Consider the following 16,854-nt stretch of genomic DNA (forward strand, 5'->3'; position numbering starts at 1 on the left):
GGCGGCCGTGCGGAGGTCGGAGGAGCGAATGCTGACGCCCGTGCGGGTGGCGGACTTCGTGCTGGACGCCATCGCCGCGCGCGTCGGGGCGGTCGAGCCGGAGCAGGGCGGGGCGCTGCTGGGGCTGCCCGGGTCGGACTACGTCACCGAGTTCATCCACGACGCCGATGCCGCGACGACCGGCACGCGGTATCAGAACACCGACTGGCTGATCGCGGCCATCGGGGCGCGGGAAGCTGCGACGGCGGCGCGGTTCAAGGGGATCGTGCACTCGCACCCCCGCGGGATGCCCGTGCCCTCCTCCCAGGACCAGGCCGAGTACGCGGAGTCGCTGCGGCTGAATCCGCTGCTGGCGCGCTACCTGGCGCCGATCGTGACGCACGACGTCGACACCCCGCTGGCCGGCCACGAGATCCGACTCGGGCCGGCACGCATCTCCTTCTACGGCTCGGAGCGGGCCGCCGACGGCTTCAGGCTGGCCCCGGTGCGCCCCGTGGTGGTGCCGGTGGCGCGGATGCTGCGGCGCGCCGGGATACGGCCGGAGGGCGACCCGGCGGCGATCGACGTGGAGGGCGCGACACTGCTCGCCGCCCAAGCACAGCTGCCCGGCTTCGGTGCGGTGACGTTGTTGCTGGGCGCGGATTTCCCGGCCACCGCACCGATCGTGCTGCCGGAACACGGCGACGGCCCGCTGGCGCTCGGCTGGGACCTCGGGGTGCCGGCGGTCGAGCGACTGGCCCGGGCGGTGCGGATGCTGCGGCGCGGGCGCGCCAGGGACCGCGAGGAGCGCGATGCGTCGCATCGAGACGGGGCAGGCGCGGACGAGGCGGGTACGGAGGAACAAGGCGCGGTAGCGGCTGCCAGGCGCGACCCGGTGCGGCTCCTGTTCGCCCGCACCGAGGGCATCCTGTCCCCGACGCTCGCCGATCGCAGTGTCCTGATCGCCGGCGCCGGATCTGTCGGCTCCTACATGGCCGAGGTGCTCGCACGCAGCGGCGTGGGCGCCTTCACGATCGTGGATCCCGACGAGGTCGAAGCCGTCAACGTGGGCCGGAGCGCCTATCGGGTGGCCGATGTGGGGCTGGGCAAGGCGTTCGCGGCCGCCGAGATCGTGCTGGCGATCAACCCCTCGGCCCGGGTGGGTGTCCACGCCGCGCGCCACGAGGATGTGGACCTGGCGGCGTTGGTAGCGGAGGCCGATGTCGTTGTCGTGGCCACCGACGATCCGCAGGCACAGGCCCGGGTGGGCCACTTCGCGTATTGGGCCGGACGGCCGGCCGTCTTCCCGGGCCTGTACCAGGGTGCCCAAGGCGGCGAGGTGATCATCACCGCCGAGGGCAGCGCCTGCTTCGCTTGCGCCACCGGCGGCGTGCGGGCCGATCTGGAGGAGACCGGCAGCAATGAGGTCGCCGCGCGGACCGACTACGGCACCGGGCGATTGATCGCCGAACCGGGGCTGCTGACCGACGTGCACCACGTCGCGGCCATCGCGGCCAAGGCGGCCCTCGGCCTGCTCCACTCCCCCGACGACGACGTCACCGCCGCCCGCTTCGCCCACGGAATCCTCAAAGCCGGCACCACATATGCCGTCTTCGGCCACGAGCCCGACTACTGGATCTTCGCCGAGCTGATGCGCGCCGCCCCGGCGCAGTACGCGTACCAGTCACTGTGGCTGACGGTCGCCGGTCGAAGCGATTGCCCGGTATGCGGCGAGCCGGCCGGACGCACGGATCCGTCCGCCTACCAGGAGCCGGATGTGGACTTCATCAGGACGCTGCGAGATGGCGAATGAGCGCCCTCTACCCCGCGCCCTCCCCCACTGCGGTGGCATGGCTCGCGACGTTGCGCACGGCGCTGGCGAGCCTGGCCGACCAGGTGCCGCTCGTGCCCCCGATCGACATCGACACGGTAGCCCACCAGCTGGAATCCGAATCGCCGGAGGCCGCGGAACTCGGCGACGGGCTGATCGCGACGCTGGACGAGTTCGAGCCGATCATCGGCGGCCTGACGGTGGCGTTCGCCATGTGGCCGTCGACGATCCTCATCGCGCTGGGGCGCGGCGAGGAGATCGGGGAACTGGATCCGGTGGTCGCGGCGGTTTCGCGGGTGGAGACCGCGGAAATCAGGCCTCTGACTTCGTCGGGCACCGTCACCATCGGGAAGGACGGCCGCTCGACCACGCTCATCGCCGCGACGACCGTGGCCGCGCCGGTCGGTCCGGTGCGCATCCGGTGGCCCGATCGCGATGACGTGTGGCTCTGCGCCGTGCCGGCCGCCGCCGATCCGGTTCGCACCGCGCGCGCCGCACTGGAGCGGATCCTCCCCCATGTGGGTGTGAGCCGCGCGTACCTCCGCACCGCCCCAGGAGACCGCCCAGCCGCCCTCCACGCCGCCCTCCTCACCATCGACCCCACCGCCGACCCCGACCTCGTCATGGCCCGCCTGGAGGGCTGGCGCGCCGCCCTGGAGCAACTCCACCGGGGCGCGGTGGCCGTGTACTGGGAGCAAGCCTGAGATGGCCAACCACGACATCGACAAGATCCGCACCGCGATCGCCAGGCAGGAGGGCCGCGTCCCCCGGGCCATCATCCGCCCCGGCCGCAGCCATCGGCCGCATCTGCGCCCCGCCCCGCGCACCCGCGGCGAGTTCGCGCTCGCGCTGCTCTCGATCGTATTGACGTTTCTGGCCCTGCTGTTCAGCGTTACCGCGGGACAGTTGGCGGCGTTCTGGATCGGGGACCACGCGCAGAGCGGCGGCAAGGCCTGGCCGGTGTTCCGTGCGCTGGGTTACAAGCCGTGGCGATTAGGTGGCCCATCAATACTGCGACGCGCAGCGTCTCCTCAACGGGCGGTGGTGGGAGACGGGAGGGCATATCTGTACCACGCGATGGTGGTGGAGTTCCGATTGCTGCCGTGGATCACGATCGTCGCGGTTCTGACGGCCGCGGTGGCCCGGCCCTACCAGGCGGTGCTGGCGGCGTTCGTCGCGGGGATCGTGGAGAACAACTGGTGGCTGCACCTGCCGAGCTATGACTTCCCGCAGTGGTTCGCGGACCTGGTCGACAAGCAGCGGACGCTCCTGGAGCACCACGACCCCTGGCAGGCGTTCGGGATCCTGCTGGCCTCGGCTCTGGTGGCGATGGCCTGGGCGGAGCGGACCCAGGCCACGTAGTTCGCCGGCTTCGGTGCGCCAGCTTCGGTTCGCCGGCTTTGGTTCGCCGGCTTGAGTTCGCCGAGCTTCGTTCTGGCCGGCGCGTCCGGCGGGTATCCGGAGCGCGCCGTCAGCCCTCGCTCAGCCGTACTGGAGCAGGTAGTCCATGACCTCGCTCATCGAGGCCGTCGCCATGGCGATGCAGGAGTCGGCCGCGCCGTAGTACAGCCGCAGGTCGCCGGTCTCCTCGTCGTGGATCATCCCGGTGGGGAACACCACGTTCGGCACGTCGCCGTGGGTCTCGTAGTCGGTGGCCGGACCCAGGATCCACTGCGGGGAGCGGCGGATCACCTTGGCCGGGTTGTCCAGGTCGAACAGGACCAGGCCGGCACGGTAGAGCGGGCCGGCGGCCATCTGCTTCACGCCGTGGTAGACGCCGAGCCAGCCGTGCTCGGTCTCGATCGGGGCCGGACCCAGGCCCATGCGGGCCGCGTCCCACCAGGCGCCCTCGCGACTGGTCATCACCGGCTCCGGGCTGCTCCACGTGCGCAGGTCCTCGGAGCGGGACATCCAGACGTCCGCGCGGCCGTCGTGGCCCGCGTACGGGCGGTGGTACAGGCAGAACTCGCCGTTGACGCGCCGGGGCAGCAACGATGCGTTCTTGTCCTCGGGTGGCATGACGACGCCGAGCTTCTCCACCGACTGGAAGTCCTCGGTGGTGGCCAGGGCGACGCACGGTCCGGAGGGGCCGTAGGCGGTGTAGGAGATGACGTACGCGGACAGTTCGGCCACGTAGGTGATGCGACAGTCCTCGACGCCCCACATGCTGGTGTGGTCGGCCGGGTCGTCGGCCAGCAGCGGCTTGGGCTCCACGCGCCAGCCGTGCACCCCGTCCGGGGAGCGCGCGACGGTCAGGTGGGACAGGCCGCGGCGGTCCTCGACACGGCACAGGAGCACCGTCTCGCCGTCGTGGCTGGTGGCGCCGGGGTTGAACACGGTGTTGATCTGGTAGGGCCAGTCGCTGGCCGTCAGGATCGGGTTGGCGGGGTTCCGGCGGAACAGTTCGCCATGGGGGCTGGTGGTGCCGAGCTGGGTCGACATCTTTTGCCTCGCAGGTGGTCTGGTTGCGAACAGGTTTCGATCTTCGCAAACGGCACAGTTCGCCGCTGGAAAGCACCGACTGTAGCGCCCGTGATCACGCCCTGTCTGGACAACACGCTAAAGGCGGGTTCCAACAGGGGCTTTCCGTTTAGGGGCCCCTATCGCAGCTCTCGGGCTTTTCGCCACGACCCGCCATGGACGCGGTGTTTACGGGCCTTGACGGCCGTGCGGCCGATTGTGTGACGAAGGCCACAGCGCGACGGTCGTGCGACCCCACCCGGTGCGGAACGGTCCGGCGCCACCCCTATGATTACTCGGCCGTTGACAGATTGCTCGCTGTTCACATACTCGCGAGGTCACAGACGGCAGCCACCACGATGCTGTCCGTCTCCGCCTGGAAGAGGTGTGCTCCCGTGCACGTCAATGGTTTCACCTACGGCCCGCTGACCCCTTTGCTGGCCTTCTTCATGGCCTTCCTGGGCTCGGTGATCGGGCTGCAGAGCGCCTCGCGGGCGCGGGCGGCCACCGGGGGCTCGCGGACCCGCTGGCTGACGATGGCCTCGCTGGCTTTGGGCGGCACGGCCATTTGGGTCATGCAGTACATAGCGATCCTGGGCTTCACGGTGCCGGGCGTCGAGATCCGCTACGACCCGGTGCTGACCGTCGCCGGCCTGGTCGCGGCGATCGCGGCGGCGGCCGGCGGGCTGACCCTGGTGGTACGCCGCCAGACCGACGACCGGTCGCTGCTGCTCGGCGGACTCGTCATCGGTTCGGCCGTCGCCGGGGTGAACTTCCTCGGCATGGCGACCCTGCACATGGCCGTGGGGAAGCACTACACCGGATGGCTGATCGCCGCCTCGGAGGTGGTCGCCGTGGTCGGCACCGCCGGCGCGCTCTGGTTCGCGCTGCGGGTGCACGGACTGCCCTCCACCCTCGGCGCCGCGGCGATCCTGGGCGCGGCCGTCACCGGTGCGCACTACCTCGGGATGGCGGCGCTGTACCTCACCGACTCCGCCACGGCTGACGCGTCGGCGTTCGGTTCCGCGCCGGCCGTGCCGTCCGGGATGGCGGCCTCGGAGCTGCTGACGCCGCTGGTGCTCGGGATCAGCATCGTCACCACGATCATGCTGCTGGTGGTGGCGATGGCGCCGACCGAGCGCGAGCTGCGCGAGGAGCAGCGGGCCGTGGAACTGGCCACGGCACTGCGGGAACGCAGTTACTGAGCACCAAGAGCGGCCCCGTACCACATCCCCGCTCGCGCGGGGTGCGGCACGGGGCCGTGTCACACGGCGCCGGGACTGAATCTCCAAGCCGGGCTTGGAGAAAGCGCCTTGAGCGCACTGAACGCGCCGGCCGAGATCACACCAGGTCGGCGGACCTCAGAGCCAGCAGCGCCTGGTAGTAGGCCAGCGTCGACTCAGCTCCCTGATTCTCGTTCGCCTGGGTCTCGCGCAGCCCGTCCCGGCCGCCGCCGCTGCTCGCGTCGTACAGCGGCAGGCCGAGCCGGTTCGCGCCGAGGAACCAGCCGAAGGCCCGCCTGGCCCGGTCGGCGTAGAACTCCCGGCCGGTGACCCGCCAGGCCTCGACACACGCCTCGACGACCGCGGCGGCGTCGATCGGCTGCTCGTCCCCTTCCCGGGCCGGACGCGGCGCCCCTTTGCGCCGCCACAGGTTCCCGACCAGGATCAGACGCCCCTCGGCCGCCCCCGGGCCGGTGTCCGCCGAGCCGGCCTCCCCGAGGCCGACCTGACCGAGATACCAGTCCAGGGCCCGCAACGCGTCCGCCACCATCGCGGCGTCCCCGGCCCGCTCGCCGCCGGCCAGCAGCGCCTGCGGCAGGCGGGCGTTGTCGTAGGTGAGCTCGTCCTCGAACCATGGCCAGTCATCGGTGGAGGCGGCGCGGAACGCCGCCTCCAGCCGGGCCACTCCGAGCGCCAACTCCGGTCCTGGCTCTGGGACGCGCACGAGCCCCAGCAAGGCGTAGGCGGTCGAGCGGACCGTCGTCATCGCGCGCAGCGACGGCCGCGCCGCGTCCAGCAGCGCCGCGGCCCGCTCGCGGTACTTGTCCGGCACCGCGGCGCCGGCCGCGACACCGCCCAGGGACCACAGCAGCCGCCCCACGTGGTCCCCGTTGTGCGGCTCGTCCAGCCACAGTCCGGACGCGTCGCGCATGTTGCGGGACCCGAGGGCGGCCGGGTCGTAGCCGGCTTCCAGGAAGGCCAGAGAGGTGTCCAGCCAGTCGTGCGGGTCGGCTCCCTTCAGTTCGCGGACGGGGACGTCGCACAGTCCCGCCGCCACGATCGCCAGCCGGGCGACGTCGTCGACGCAGTAGCCGGATCCGAGGTCGGGTTTGGCATGGTCGCTGAACTGGACGACCCCGGCGGAGTCGGTGATCCGGTTCAGATGCGCGAGCTTGAGCTTGGGCACGTCGACCCGCGCCATGCCCGCGGCGTCGGTCGCGACCGCGTCCGGCACGGGGCGGCTGCGGCGGGCCGCGGTGGCCCTTGCGATCCCGGCGAACCGGCGGGCCACCGCGGTCCAGTGCAATCCCGCGCCCTGGGTCCTGGCGGCTTCCCTGGCGCGCTCCATGCGGTCCGGATCGGACAGCAGGGCATGCAGCGCCTCGGCGTAGGCCTCCGGGTCCTCCGGCGGAACCGTGATGCCGGCGCCGCCGGCGAGCATGTCCTCGGCGTAGAAGTAAGCCGTCGACACGACCGGGCAGCCGGCGGCGACGGCGAAGGTGAGGGCTCCGGACGAGATCTGCTCGCGGGAGCGGTAGGGCGTGCAGAAGATCTCGGTGCGGGCCAGGACCGCGGAGATCTCGGCGTCGGACAGGAAGGTGTCCAGGAACACCACCCGGTCCTGCAACTGCGCCTCCTGGACTGCGGCGACCAGGTGGTCGCGATAGTTCTCGCCTTCTTGACGGGCGACCTCCGGGTGCGTGGAGCCGGCGATGAGATAGGTCACGTCGGGATGCCGCGCGGCGATCAGGCCCAGCGCCGCGATGGCGGTCTGCAGGCCCTTGTTGGGCGAGAGCAGACCGAAGGTGGACAGCAGCCGCCGGCCGGCCAGCCGGTCCAGCGTCGCGGCCACTTCGGGGCGCACGGCGCCGCCGCTCCCCGGCGGCGGCGCTCCGTGCGGGACGTGCACGATCCGGTCCGGCGGAGCGATTCCGGTGTCGACCGCCAGCCGGCGCGCGGTCCCGGTGAACACGGTCACGGCCGCGGCGTCGCGGCACAGCCGATACAGGGCGCCGGCCTGGGAAGGGCTCGGCTCGGAGAGCACCGTGTGCAGTGTGACCAGATAGGGGACGCCGAGCCGGTGCAACTCGGCGGCGAAGTCCGTGATCCAGGCGCCATCGACGCCGCCGAAGATCCCGTACTCGTGCTGGATGACGACGGCGCCGACCCCGGAGGCGGCCACCTGCTGGGCCGCCTTGCGGTAGTCGGAGCGCTCGTCCTGGCGGATCACCGTCCGCACCGTTGCGGGGTAGGCCAGTCCGTCCCGGTCCAACGCGCAGACCTCCACGCGCACGTCCGGAGCAGCATCGTTGAGCGCGACGGCCAGGTCGCGCGAGTAGGTGGCGATGCCGCACCGTCGCGGCGGATACGTGGAAACGATCGCGAGTGTTATGCCGATGTTCGAGACAGTCCCTGCCATGACCTCTCATACCTCTCTCCGTCGTCACTAAATACGACGGAACCGGCAAGTCACTCTAACGTTACTCAGCAGCCTGAATCAATACTCTTAGACGTATTGCCGGACGCATACCGGTGAGCAGCGCGGGATCCACACCGCCTTTGGCAAACCGCTGAACGGCGGAAAAAAGCCCGCCCCACCTGCGCCTGTGACGTGGGTCGCTTGACAAGCCCCCAGGTGCCTCGTGGTTTAATAGCGCCATGAACGGCGCTTGCATCACGTGCTGCGCGACCTGCCATGGGACGAAAGCCCATATGGCCGGCCGCGTATGCCGCATGCGCCGAATGTGCGGCCGCTGACGTCCGATAGCCCGCTGGTACGGAAAGAGCGAGGGTTCGCCCCCGCTTCATCCGGAGGGCACCTTCCAGCCGCCGTACTCCTGTAGAGGTAACTCTGATGACACCCCTCCCGTCTCCCACCACCGCCCGTCGTGGAGCCGCTCCGCGGCGCAGTGTTAATACCTCGAGGCCCCGCCTCAGCTCCTCCGCTCTCATCCGCCGCACACCGGATTACCGCTTGTGCCTGCTTGCGCACCGGGTCCCTCCCCGCGTTCATAAAACGTGCCGCCGAATGCGCTGGGGCGTACCAGCCAGCGTTGTCTGCGTACGCCCTTTCCGGACCGCCGACCCCCGTTTCGTGAGCTTTGCGACCCCGCTGAGGAGCACCCCCGATGGACCCCCGCCGCCTGGAGAAGATCTACGACGCCGTCCGTGACGAGCTGGCCGGCCTGGACCGCTACGAGATCGAGCAGCGCGCCTGCGTGGCCCGCGCCCGCTGGCACGCCGCCTCGACAAGCCCGAACGCCAATCCTGAACAACGGGCCCTGGCCGGGGCCCGCGCCGCGGCCATCGGCCGGATCCTGATCCACCTGCGGCGCACCTGGACCGACGAGTACGACGCCGCCGACCACGCGGCCCGCGCCCTGGCCGCCGAGCGCGTCGACCCCGAGGTGTCCGCGAGCGTGCGGGCGGCCGGGCACCCGGTCGGGGCCCGGGTGGAGGTCGTCGGCGAGGAGCGCACCGGGGTCGTGCAGCAGATCCTGGTCTCCCGCGAGGAGGACGGGTACTACGCGCGCTGGTACGTCGTGCACGTCGCCGAACTGCAGCTGTGCCGCGCCTACGGCTGCGACGAGCTGGAGACCCTGGAGCCGGAGCAGGCTCCGCTGGCACCGGCCGCGCAGCACTCGGCCGCCTCCTTCGCCGCGCTGGCCGAGCGGGCCGAGCGCGCCGACCGGGGCGCGGTGACGGTGCGGCACGGGCAGCGCAACGGCCGGCGGGTGCTGGCCGCGGCCTGAGCCGGGCTGGCCAAGGGAGCCGGGCTGGGAAGCTGGTCAGGGAGGCCATACAGGGAAGCCGGGCAACGAAGCCGGGCGAGAAGCTGGCGAGGAAACCCGGGCGGCGGATCAGCGGGGGCCGCCCGAGGTCCACACGAGGCCGGATCCGGTGCGCAGACACCGGATCCGGCGCGTCGGCGATCGGCGTTCATGGCGGGGATCCGTCGGAGACCGCGTTGAGCGACGGTTTCCAGCCGTTCGCGCGTGACGGCCGACACATCGGGCGGCACATCGAGCAATAAATCGGGGCCGACCCGCGCCCGGCGCTCACCGCCGGAAGAAGTCCCGCACGTTCACCAGCAGCAGCACCAGCGCGGCGATGCCCATCGCGACCAGGAACGCGTCGCGGGCGTGGCGTGCCGCGTACTCCAGGACGCTGATCACCACGCCGGCGCCGACCAGGATCACCGCGAGGCTGACCGCGGTGGTCAGCAGGCGGCGGCGGGCCAGGGACTCCAGGGCGGCGAAGACCACCAGGATGGCCAGCAGGGTCGGGATCTTCTGGCGGTCGTCGGGCAGCAGCAGGACCGTCGCCACCGCCAGGAACAGCAGCGGGACGCTGACCGCGGCCCAGATCTGCAGCAGGATGCCGTGGTGCTTGCGGTCGCCGGGGTCGTACGGCTTGTGGGAGCGGGCGACGTGCTCCTGCGGATCCTGCGGCGGCGGGCCGCCGCGCCGCAACACGTCCGCGTGGACCGCGCGCTCCTCGGCCAGCGCGGTGCGCTCCCGGATCAGGCTCATGACCGACTGCTCGGCGACCCGCGCCTCGCCGAGGCGCTCGGCCGCGGCCTTGGCGGTCTGGAATTCCGTGCTCAGGGACCGGACTTCGGCGTGGCGGTCGCGGGCTCCCTGCTGCAGGGCCACGGTCTGCTCGTCGGCGTCGGCGATGCGGACGTCGAGGTCGGCGATGCGGCTCTGGAGGCTGTGCGCCAGGCCGGTGTCGTCCGGGGACACCTTGTGCAGGCCGGCCCAGCCGAGGGGGTCGGCCCAGGAGAAGCGGACGGTGCCGTCGCGCTCGTAGCGCGGGCCGGCCGGGGCCCGCTCGCCGCCGGCCCAGTCCCGGGTGTCGATGCCCCACAGGCCGCGGAAGCCGCGCACCCAGGAGGTGTCGTCGTCGATGAGGACCGGCTGCCATTCGCGGTCCTGGCCGGGGCCGACCCGGGTGCCGTCGCCGCGCGCGTAGTCGATGAAGGGGATGCCGAAGCCGTGGTCCTGGCTGCGGGCCCGGCGCAGGATCACCTCCGCCGCGCGCTTCCACCAGCGGGCCAGCGTGCCCAGGAAGCGGGGGTTCACAGTAACGAGGTAGTCGCCGGCCAGGAAGGCCCCGGAATGGGAGCCGGCTCCGGCGAAGACGACGGGATGGGTGCCCTCGGCCACGGTGAGGTCGGGGTCGTCCCAGCGGCGGCGGAGGTCGTCGCCGGTGTAGTCGTGCGAGGAGAAGGCGACCCAGCGCGGGGACACGGTGCTTGACGGGGACACGGTGCTCGGCCCCTCGGTGCTGGCGTCCTGGTCCTCGGCGAGGTAGACGGTCACCATCTCCCAGTCGGCCTCGTGGTCGTTGACCCCGCCGAAGGTGGAGCGCCAGTCGTTGGCCGCGTAGAAGTACCAGTACTGCAGGATGACGTAGCCGCCTTGGCGCACCACGCGGCCGTAGTACGGAGACGCTTGCGCCCCGCCGCCGGCGTGGTACTGCTCGGCTGCCTTGGTCATCACGCCGCCGGGCACCGTGCCGCGGATCAGCAGGCTCAGCCGGAGCAGCACGTCGATCAGGCGCGCGATGAACCCGACGGCCGCGAGCCGGCCGGTGCGGCGGATGCCGGTGGGGTGCCCTTTGCGCCAGCGGCGGACCTCGCCGCTGCCGGCGGGTTTGAGGACGTAGCGCAGGAACAGCGGGCGGCCGGGGTGCCGCTCGGCGGCCGCCAGCAGGCTCGCGAGATCGAGCTCCCCGGCCGGGACCAGCTCGGTCTGTTTGTCGCCGTCGTGCCACAGGCCGGCCGCGGCGATGTAGCGCTCGATGTCGGTCGGGAGGAAGTACTCGCCCTTGGTGTAGGCCAGGATCGGCTCGTGGGCGCGGAGCAGGGCGAGGTCGTCCTGGGACGGGGCGGGATCGGCGGCAGTCATCGATGCCGACGATAGGTCACCGCGATCAAGGACGCGCGGCGGATCTCAGCGTGTCGTGAAGGCCCCGCCGTTCACGTGGATGGTCTGACCGGTGATCTGCCGCGCCCCGGCCGAGGCCAGGAAGAAGACCGTCTCGGCGATGTCGTTCGGCACGCCGGCCCGCTTGGTGTGCGTCTCGGCGATCAGGGCCTGCTCGCGCGCGTCGGTCATGGCGCCCTGGAAGAAGCCGGTGTCGGCGATGTAGCCGGGCGCGATCACGTTGGCGGTGACGCCGCGCGGACCGAGCTCGGCCGACAGCATCGCGTACCAGGCGGCCAGGGCGGCCTTGGAAGCGCCGTAGGAGCCGCCGCGGCGTTCGGAGCCGATGGTGCCCACGGCGAGCACGGTGCCGCCGGGAGCCAGGACCGGCTTGAGGGCGGTGGTGGTCAGGACGGCGCTGAGCAGGTTGCCGTCGAGGTCGGCCCGCCATTGGGCGAGCGCGGCCTCCAGCTCGGTGGCATCCGGTCCCGGCTGCGCGGCGCCCAGGCCGCCGGCCGCGTTGACCAGGACGTCAAGGGTCTCGAACCGGGCCGCGAGGGCCTCGACGGCACGCGGGTCGGTGGCGTCACAGACCACGCCGGTACAGACCACGCCGACCGCGCCGAGTTCCTTCGCGACGCTCTCGACGAGGTGCTCGCGGCGGCCGGTGATGACGACATCGGCGCCGTCGGCGAGGAAGCGTTCGGCGACGGCGCGGCCGATGCCGCTGGTGCCGCCGGTGACGAGGACGCTGCGGGGCATGGCCGCCTCCTGGTATGTTTAGAGCTAAACATTTAGACCTTAACATACCGCCGCCAAGGAGGCCGGAGCCGCATGAGCACCACCCCCGCCGAGATCGCCGAGGCCTGGCGCCGCGAGCGCCCCGGGACCCCGGTCGACTCCATCGAGGTCTTCACCCCGGTCGTGCGCCTGGCCAAGCTGCTCACCGACGACCGGACCCGGGTGCTGCGCGCGGCCGGCATCGACCGGGCCACGCTGGACCTGCTGTCGGTGCTGCGGCGCTCCGGGCCGCCCTACACGCTGACCACGCGCGAGCTGACCGAGCGGACTCTGGTGACCGCCGGGGCGATCTCCCAGCGGGTGGCGCGGGCCGAGCAGGAGGGCCTGGTCACCCGGGCCCCGGATCGTTCGGGGCACAAGGCCGTGGCCGTGGCGTTGACCGCGGCCGGGCACGCGGTGATCGAGCGCTCCGTGGACGCGGTGCTCGGGCGCGACTCGGAACTGGTCGCCGGGCTCAGCGCCGAGGAGCGGGAGGTGCTGATCCCGCTCCTCGGCAAGCTCGAGGCCTACGTCAGGTCGCGCGGCGCCTGACGCACAGCCGCTACTGCTGCGACCCCGCCGCCGCGACGCACAGGTTCGGGTCGGCCGCGTTCTCCCCGTCGGCGCTGGACAGCGCCGCCGACGGCAGCGCGCTCGGGCTGCTGGAGGACGAGGCCGCGGCCGGGTTGAACACGTCGCCGCTGGCGAAGTCCGAGCCGACGCGGACCACGATCGGCGCGCTGCCGTCGGTGCCCGGCTGGACCGCGGAGGCCGGCAGCTGGAGCGCCGCGGCGACCGCCTCGGCCGCGGCCTGGTGCGCCTGGCCGCTGTAGTACACGGTGGTCGTGGCGACGGTGCTGCTGTAGCCGACGCCGCTGGCGTTCTTGAAGCCGTCGGCCTGCAGGGTCGCGGCGAGCTGGCGGGAGCGGCCGTCGTTGCTGGTGCCGTTCTCGACCACGATGGCGTCCGTGACCGAGCTCGGGCGCAGGCTGCTGGAGGTCGTCTGCGGGGTCGGGGACGGCGTGCCCGGGGTGGCGCCGGCGCTGCCGCTCGCCGCCGTGGTGGGGCCGGTGACCGACTGGTCGTGGGCGATCAGGGAGAAGATCTGGTCGTCCAGGGCGGTGTCCGGGGCCACGCGGTTGGGGTCCGGCGCGTAGGCGGTCGTGGGCATGGTCAGGAAGGTGATGTTCTGGGTCGGCACCTTCTTGAGCGTGTTGGCCAGGTCCAGGAGCTTGCTGACGCTGGCGATGCCGTCGTCCACGGTCAGCGACTTGGAGGCGATGTCCATCAGGTGCGTGGCCTGGATCGGGTTGTCGAAGGTGGCCTGGTCCTTCATCTTGCGGATCAGGGCCGACAGGTACTGGTGCTGCGCCTCGGTGCGGTACAGGTCCGAGCCGTCGGCGAAGCCCTCGCGGGTGCGCAGGAAGGCCAGGGCGGTGTCGCCCTGGATCGTCGAGGTGCCGGCCGGGAGGTTCAGGTGCGAGTCCGGGTCGTTCACCGCCTTGGTGACGCAGACCGGGACGCCGCCGACGGCGTTGGTCAGGGCCACCACCCCGGCGAAGTCGACCATCATGAAGTGGTCGATCTTGACGTGCGTGAACTCCTCGACGGTGTCCACCTGACAGCCGGGGCCGGCGGCCAGCGCGGAGTTGATCATGCCGATGCTCTGCGCCGGGTACTGGTTGCCCTTGGCGTCCACGCAGGCCGGGATCGGGATCATGGTGTCGCGCGGCAGCGACACCACGGTGGCGTTGCTGCGGTCGGCCGAGACGTGGACGAGCATCTCCACGTCGGAGCGGCCGGAGGGGTCGGTGAAGCCGCCCAGGGCCGCGTCCTGGCCGGGCAGCCGGGCGTCGGTGCCGATGAGCAGGATGTTGATCGGGACGTCGCCGTACGGGTCCGGGGTCGGCTGGACGATGCCGCCGCCGCTGGCCAGCTGCTCCGGCGGGACGACGGCGCCGTGCAGCGGAGCGCCCTTGATGTTGTGGTCGATGCGGTAGTACCAGTAGCCCGCGTAGGCGACCGTGCCGCCTATGACCAGCACCAGCATCCCGGACAGGACCATCAGCGTGCGCTTGACCCGGCGCAGCGTCTTGCCCGCCTGGGCCGTGGCGGCGGTGCCGTCCTGCGGCGTCGCCGAAGAGTGTTTCGGGACCCAGGCGGTGCTCGAAGTGTCGCCGTCTATACCGGACGCGTCGTCGCTCATCGTTCCGTACTCCGTCCGCTCAGTCCCCGTTCCCGCCCACTTCGATGACGTTCGACCCCCCGGCGGCGGTTCCACCTTGGAGGGAAACCGTGACGAGGAGCTGAGTGGCCCGAGTAGCGGTCACATAGTGGGTGCGGGGGCCCATCGGGGACTCCGAGGCGATCAGGTCCGGGTCGACCAGCACCACGGCGTCGAACTCCAGGCCCTTGGACTCCAGCGAGCCCAGGACCTGCACCCGGTCCGGCACATCGGTCACGACGAAGCTCCCCAGCCTGGTCATCGGAACGATCACTCCGACTGTGCCCTCCACCTCGCCGGCCAACCGGCGCGCGGCGGCCCCGGCGGCCGAGGCCAGGTCGGCCTCGTCGCTCACCACGAATTCCGGCGGCCGTCCGGTCGAACGGACGGCCCGGGGCAGCGCCGCGTCCGGCAGGAAGCGGCGCAGCAGCGTCGCGGCGTAGTCGGCGATCTCGACCGGGTTCCGGTAGTTCGTGGTCAGTTCGAACTGCCGGCGCTCGCGCGAGGTGCCCAGCGCCAGGTCCATCGAGCGCCGCGCCTCGTCCAGGTCCTCCCACGAGCTCTGCGCGGCGTCGGCCACCACGGTCCAGGTCGCGTGCCGGCCGCGCCGGGCCAGCATCCGCCACTGCATGGGCGAGAGGTCCTGGGCCTCGTCGACGACGATGTGCCCGAACTCCTCGGGGTCCGGCTCTTCCACATAGCCGCCGCGACGTGCCGCGCGGTCGCCGAACGTGGACAGTTCGCGGAAACCGCCGGACTCCGGATCCGAGCCGTCGTCGGTCTCCTCGCCGGTCAGCAGGTTCACGCCGTCCACGACGTAGGGGTTCGCCGCCGCGGCCGCGCGCGCCGTGCGCGGGCCCTCGCCGAGCAGCGAGTCCAGCTCGTCCAGCAGGGCCACGTCGGAGTAGGACAGGCCGGCCCCGGCCTCTCCCACCGTCCGCCACGATTCGGCCAACAGGGCAGCGTCGCCGGCGCTGAGCACCCCGCGCGAGACGTCGGCCAGGTAGGCCGGGTCCCCGAGCGAGCGCAGGACCTCCAGCGGGCTGCGCTGGGGCCACCAGGCGGACACGAAGTCCGCGAACGGCCGCTCGGAGCGCAGCTCGGACAGGAAGGTGCGCTTGTCGTCCTCGAGCAGGTCCGGGTACTCGTCGTAGGGCGAGGCGTCGCCCGCGGCGCGCTTGGCGTTCTGGTAGGCGTTCCACGCCGCGTCCTGCAGGGCCCGGATGACGTCGGCGCGCACCGCGTTCGGGCGCCGGTTGCCGCCGCGCAGCATCCGTTCGCGCAGCGCGACCAGCTGCGGCGCGTCCAGGGTGAAGAAGGTGCCCTGGTAGATCAGGCGCACGTCCTTCGGGGCGCCCCAGGGCGCGTCGTTCGCCGCCTTGCGCAGGATCCGCACCATACGCGGCGAGCCCTTCAGCTTGGCCCGCGCCGCGTCCTCGTGGCGGGTGGCCTCCGCGCCGTTCACCACGTCGCCCAGCGAGCGCAGCGCCGCGCCGCCCTCGCCGAGGGAGGGCAGCACCCGCTCGATGTAGTCGGTGAAGCGCCGGTTCGGCCCGACCACCAGCACCCCGCGCGAGCCGAAGCGGCGCCGGTGCTGGAACATCAGCCACGCCACCCGGTGCAGCGCCACCGCGGTCTTGCCGGTGCCCGGACCGCCGGTGACCACCACGCTCACGTCGGCGGGCGAGCGGATCACCACGTCCTGCTCGCGCTGGATGGTCGCGACGATGTCGCGCATGTGGCCGGTGCGGGTGCGGGCCAGCGCCGCGATGAAGGCGCCGTCGCCGACCACCGGCAGGCCCTCCGGGGCGGCGTCCGGGTCGAGCAGGTCGTCCTCGATGTCCAGGACCTTGTCGGCGCGGCAGTGCAGCACGCGGCGGCGCACGACGCCCCTCGGGTCCTCCGGGGCGGCCTGGTAGAAGGCGGCGGCGGCCGGCGCGCGCCAGTCCACGACCAGCGGCTCCAGCTCCTCGGTGCGCACCCCGAGCCGGCCGATGCGGTAGGTCTCCAGCTCCTGGCCGGGGACCTCGGGCTTGAGATCCAGGCGGCCGAACACCAGTTCGTTGTAGGCGTTCTCCAGGGACCGCTCCCAGATGGCCGCCTCCATCACCTGGACGTCCCGGTCGACCAGCGCCGAGTAGGTCCCGCCCTGCGCCACCTTGTAGCTCTCGCGCACCCGGTTCGCGGCCTGCTCGCGCATCCGGGCCAGCCGGGCGTACGCGGCGTCCACGGCCTCCTGCTCGACCGCGATCTCGCGGTCCTTCACGTGCGCCGAACCGTCCTGCTGAGGTGACACCCCGCGACCTCTCATCGTCTACTGAGCCAGCACAACCGCACGATCATCGCCGACCGCGCCCACCCGGGCAAACGCCGCCCCTCCCCGAAGTGTTTGCATTCCGTTTGGAACAGCCGTCACAGGGTCCTCAT

Annotated in this window: 12 protein-coding genes; 6 read left to right on the forward strand and 6 right to left on the reverse strand. The window is 72.0% G+C overall.

Translation table 11 applies throughout. From position 1 onward, the window contains the following. Window positions 1-28: 28 nt before the first annotated feature. The 3 genes from ABIA35_RS27135 to ABIA35_RS27145 are packed head-to-tail and all read left to right on the forward strand — an operon-like array spanning window position 29 to window position 3,172. Window positions 29-1,792: a ThiF family adenylyltransferase gene (locus tag ABIA35_RS27135; protein WP_370359781.1), complete on the forward strand. Its 1,764-nt coding sequence runs from the start codon at window positions 29-31 to the stop codon at window positions 1,790-1,792. After that, entirely contained in the window at window positions 1,789-2,514 is a 726-nt protein-coding gene (locus ABIA35_RS27140; RefSeq protein ID WP_370359782.1) for a hypothetical protein, read from the forward strand. The genes ABIA35_RS27135 and ABIA35_RS27140 overlap by 4 nt, the downstream gene beginning before the upstream one ends. A gap of 1 nt (window position 2,515) precedes the next feature. Beyond that, window positions 2,516-3,172 (forward strand): hypothetical protein, encoded by a 657-nt coding sequence (locus ABIA35_RS27145; protein ID WP_370359783.1) that lies wholly within the window; start codon window positions 2,516-2,518, stop codon window positions 3,170-3,172. 120 nt (window positions 3,173-3,292) lie between these two features. Here ABIA35_RS27145 and ABIA35_RS27150 read toward each other — a convergent pair whose 3' ends face one another. Further along, a complete protein-coding gene (locus ABIA35_RS27150) occupies window positions 3,293-4,252 on the reverse strand; it encodes a glycosidase (RefSeq protein ID WP_370359784.1) in 960 nt (319 codons plus the stop codon). A 413-nt stretch (window positions 4,253-4,665) separates the two neighbouring features. On the opposite strand from ABIA35_RS27150, the gene ABIA35_RS27155 reads away from it, so the two are divergent. Next, on the forward strand, window positions 4,666-5,475 hold the full coding sequence (locus tag ABIA35_RS27155; protein ID WP_370342029.1) for an MHYT domain-containing protein: 810 nt from the start codon (window positions 4,666-4,668) through the stop codon (window positions 5,473-5,475). A 136-nt stretch (window positions 5,476-5,611) separates the two neighbouring features. Here the strand turns inward: ABIA35_RS27155 and ABIA35_RS27160 are convergent, their stop codons facing one another. Then, on the reverse strand, window positions 5,612-7,912 hold the full coding sequence (locus ABIA35_RS27160; protein ID WP_370342031.1) for a glycosyltransferase: 2,301 nt from the start codon (window positions 7,910-7,912) through the stop codon (window positions 5,612-5,614). A 709-nt stretch (window positions 7,913-8,621) separates the two neighbouring features. On the opposite strand from ABIA35_RS27160, the gene ABIA35_RS27165 reads away from it, so the two are divergent. After that, on the forward strand, window positions 8,622-9,245 hold the full coding sequence (locus tag ABIA35_RS27165) for a hypothetical protein (protein WP_370342032.1): 624 nt from the start codon (window positions 8,622-8,624) through the stop codon (window positions 9,243-9,245). Window positions 9,246-9,551: 306 nt separating this feature from the next. Here ABIA35_RS27165 and ABIA35_RS27170 read toward each other — a convergent pair whose 3' ends face one another. Both ABIA35_RS27170 and ABIA35_RS27175 read right to left on the reverse strand, forming a co-directional pair. Next, window positions 9,552-11,405: a hypothetical protein gene (locus tag ABIA35_RS27170; protein WP_370359785.1), complete on the reverse strand. Its 1,854-nt coding sequence runs from the start codon at window positions 11,403-11,405 to the stop codon at window positions 9,552-9,554. A 45-nt stretch (window positions 11,406-11,450) separates the two neighbouring features. Further along, on the reverse strand, window positions 11,451-12,185 hold the full coding sequence (locus ABIA35_RS27175; RefSeq protein ID WP_370359786.1) for an SDR family NAD(P)-dependent oxidoreductase: 735 nt from the start codon (window positions 12,183-12,185) through the stop codon (window positions 11,451-11,453). A gap of 72 nt (window positions 12,186-12,257) precedes the next feature. Between ABIA35_RS27175 and ABIA35_RS27180 the strand changes: the two genes are divergently transcribed. Then, window positions 12,258-12,755 carry a MarR family winged helix-turn-helix transcriptional regulator gene (locus ABIA35_RS27180; protein WP_370359787.1) on the forward strand — a complete coding sequence of 166 codons (498 nt, stop codon included), beginning with the start codon at window positions 12,258-12,260 and terminating at the stop codon, window positions 12,753-12,755. 10 nt (window positions 12,756-12,765) lie between these two features. Here ABIA35_RS27180 and ABIA35_RS27185 read toward each other — a convergent pair whose 3' ends face one another. Together ABIA35_RS27185 and ABIA35_RS27190 are read right to left on the reverse strand one after the other, a co-directional pair. Continuing rightward, on the reverse strand, window positions 12,766-14,409 hold the full coding sequence (locus ABIA35_RS27185; RefSeq protein WP_370359788.1) for an LCP family protein: 1,644 nt from the start codon (window positions 14,407-14,409) through the stop codon (window positions 12,766-12,768). Window positions 14,410-14,428: 19 nt separating this feature from the next. Next, window positions 14,429-16,723 carry an AAA family ATPase gene (locus ABIA35_RS27190; protein ID WP_370342042.1) on the reverse strand — a complete coding sequence of 765 codons (2,295 nt, stop codon included), beginning with the start codon at window positions 16,721-16,723 and terminating at the stop codon, window positions 14,429-14,431. Window positions 16,724-16,854 lie beyond the last annotated feature (131 nt).

It is taken from the genome of Catenulispora sp. MAP12-49 (assembly GCF_041262705.1).
GTDB lineage: Bacteria > Actinomycetota > Actinomycetes > Streptomycetales > Catenulisporaceae > Catenulispora.

What these genes read in the sequence shown, in the direction of transcription:
- ABIA35_RS27140 (WP_370359782.1), top strand. Translation starts at nt 1,789, where the DNA reads ATGAGCGCCCTCTACCCCGCGCCCTCCCCCACTGCGGTGGCATGGCTC.
- ABIA35_RS27150 (WP_370359784.1), bottom strand. Translation starts at nt 4,252, where the DNA reads ATGTCGACCCAGCTCGGCACCACCAGCCCCCATGGCGAACTGTTCCGC.
- ABIA35_RS27185 (WP_370359788.1), bottom strand. Translation starts at nt 14,409, where the DNA reads ATGAGCGACGACGCGTCCGGTATAGACGGCGACACTTCGAGCACCGCC.
- ABIA35_RS27170 (WP_370359785.1), bottom strand. Translation starts at nt 11,405, where the DNA reads ATGACTGCCGCCGATCCCGCCCCGTCCCAGGACGACCTCGCCCTGCTC.
- ABIA35_RS27180 (WP_370359787.1), top strand. Translation starts at nt 12,258, where the DNA reads ATGAGCACCACCCCCGCCGAGATCGCCGAGGCCTGGCGCCGCGAGCGC.
- ABIA35_RS27135 (WP_370359781.1), top strand. Translation starts at nt 29, where the DNA reads ATGCTGACGCCCGTGCGGGTGGCGGACTTCGTGCTGGACGCCATCGCC.
- ABIA35_RS27145 (WP_370359783.1), top strand. Translation starts at nt 2,516, where the DNA reads ATGGCCAACCACGACATCGACAAGATCCGCACCGCGATCGCCAGGCAG.
- ABIA35_RS27175 (WP_370359786.1), bottom strand. Translation starts at nt 12,185, where the DNA reads ATGCCCCGCAGCGTCCTCGTCACCGGCGGCACCAGCGGCATCGGCCGC.
- ABIA35_RS27160 (WP_370342031.1), bottom strand. Translation starts at nt 7,912, where the DNA reads ATGGCAGGGACTGTCTCGAACATCGGCATAACACTCGCGATCGTTTCC.
- ABIA35_RS27165 (WP_370342032.1), top strand. Translation starts at nt 8,622, where the DNA reads ATGGACCCCCGCCGCCTGGAGAAGATCTACGACGCCGTCCGTGACGAG.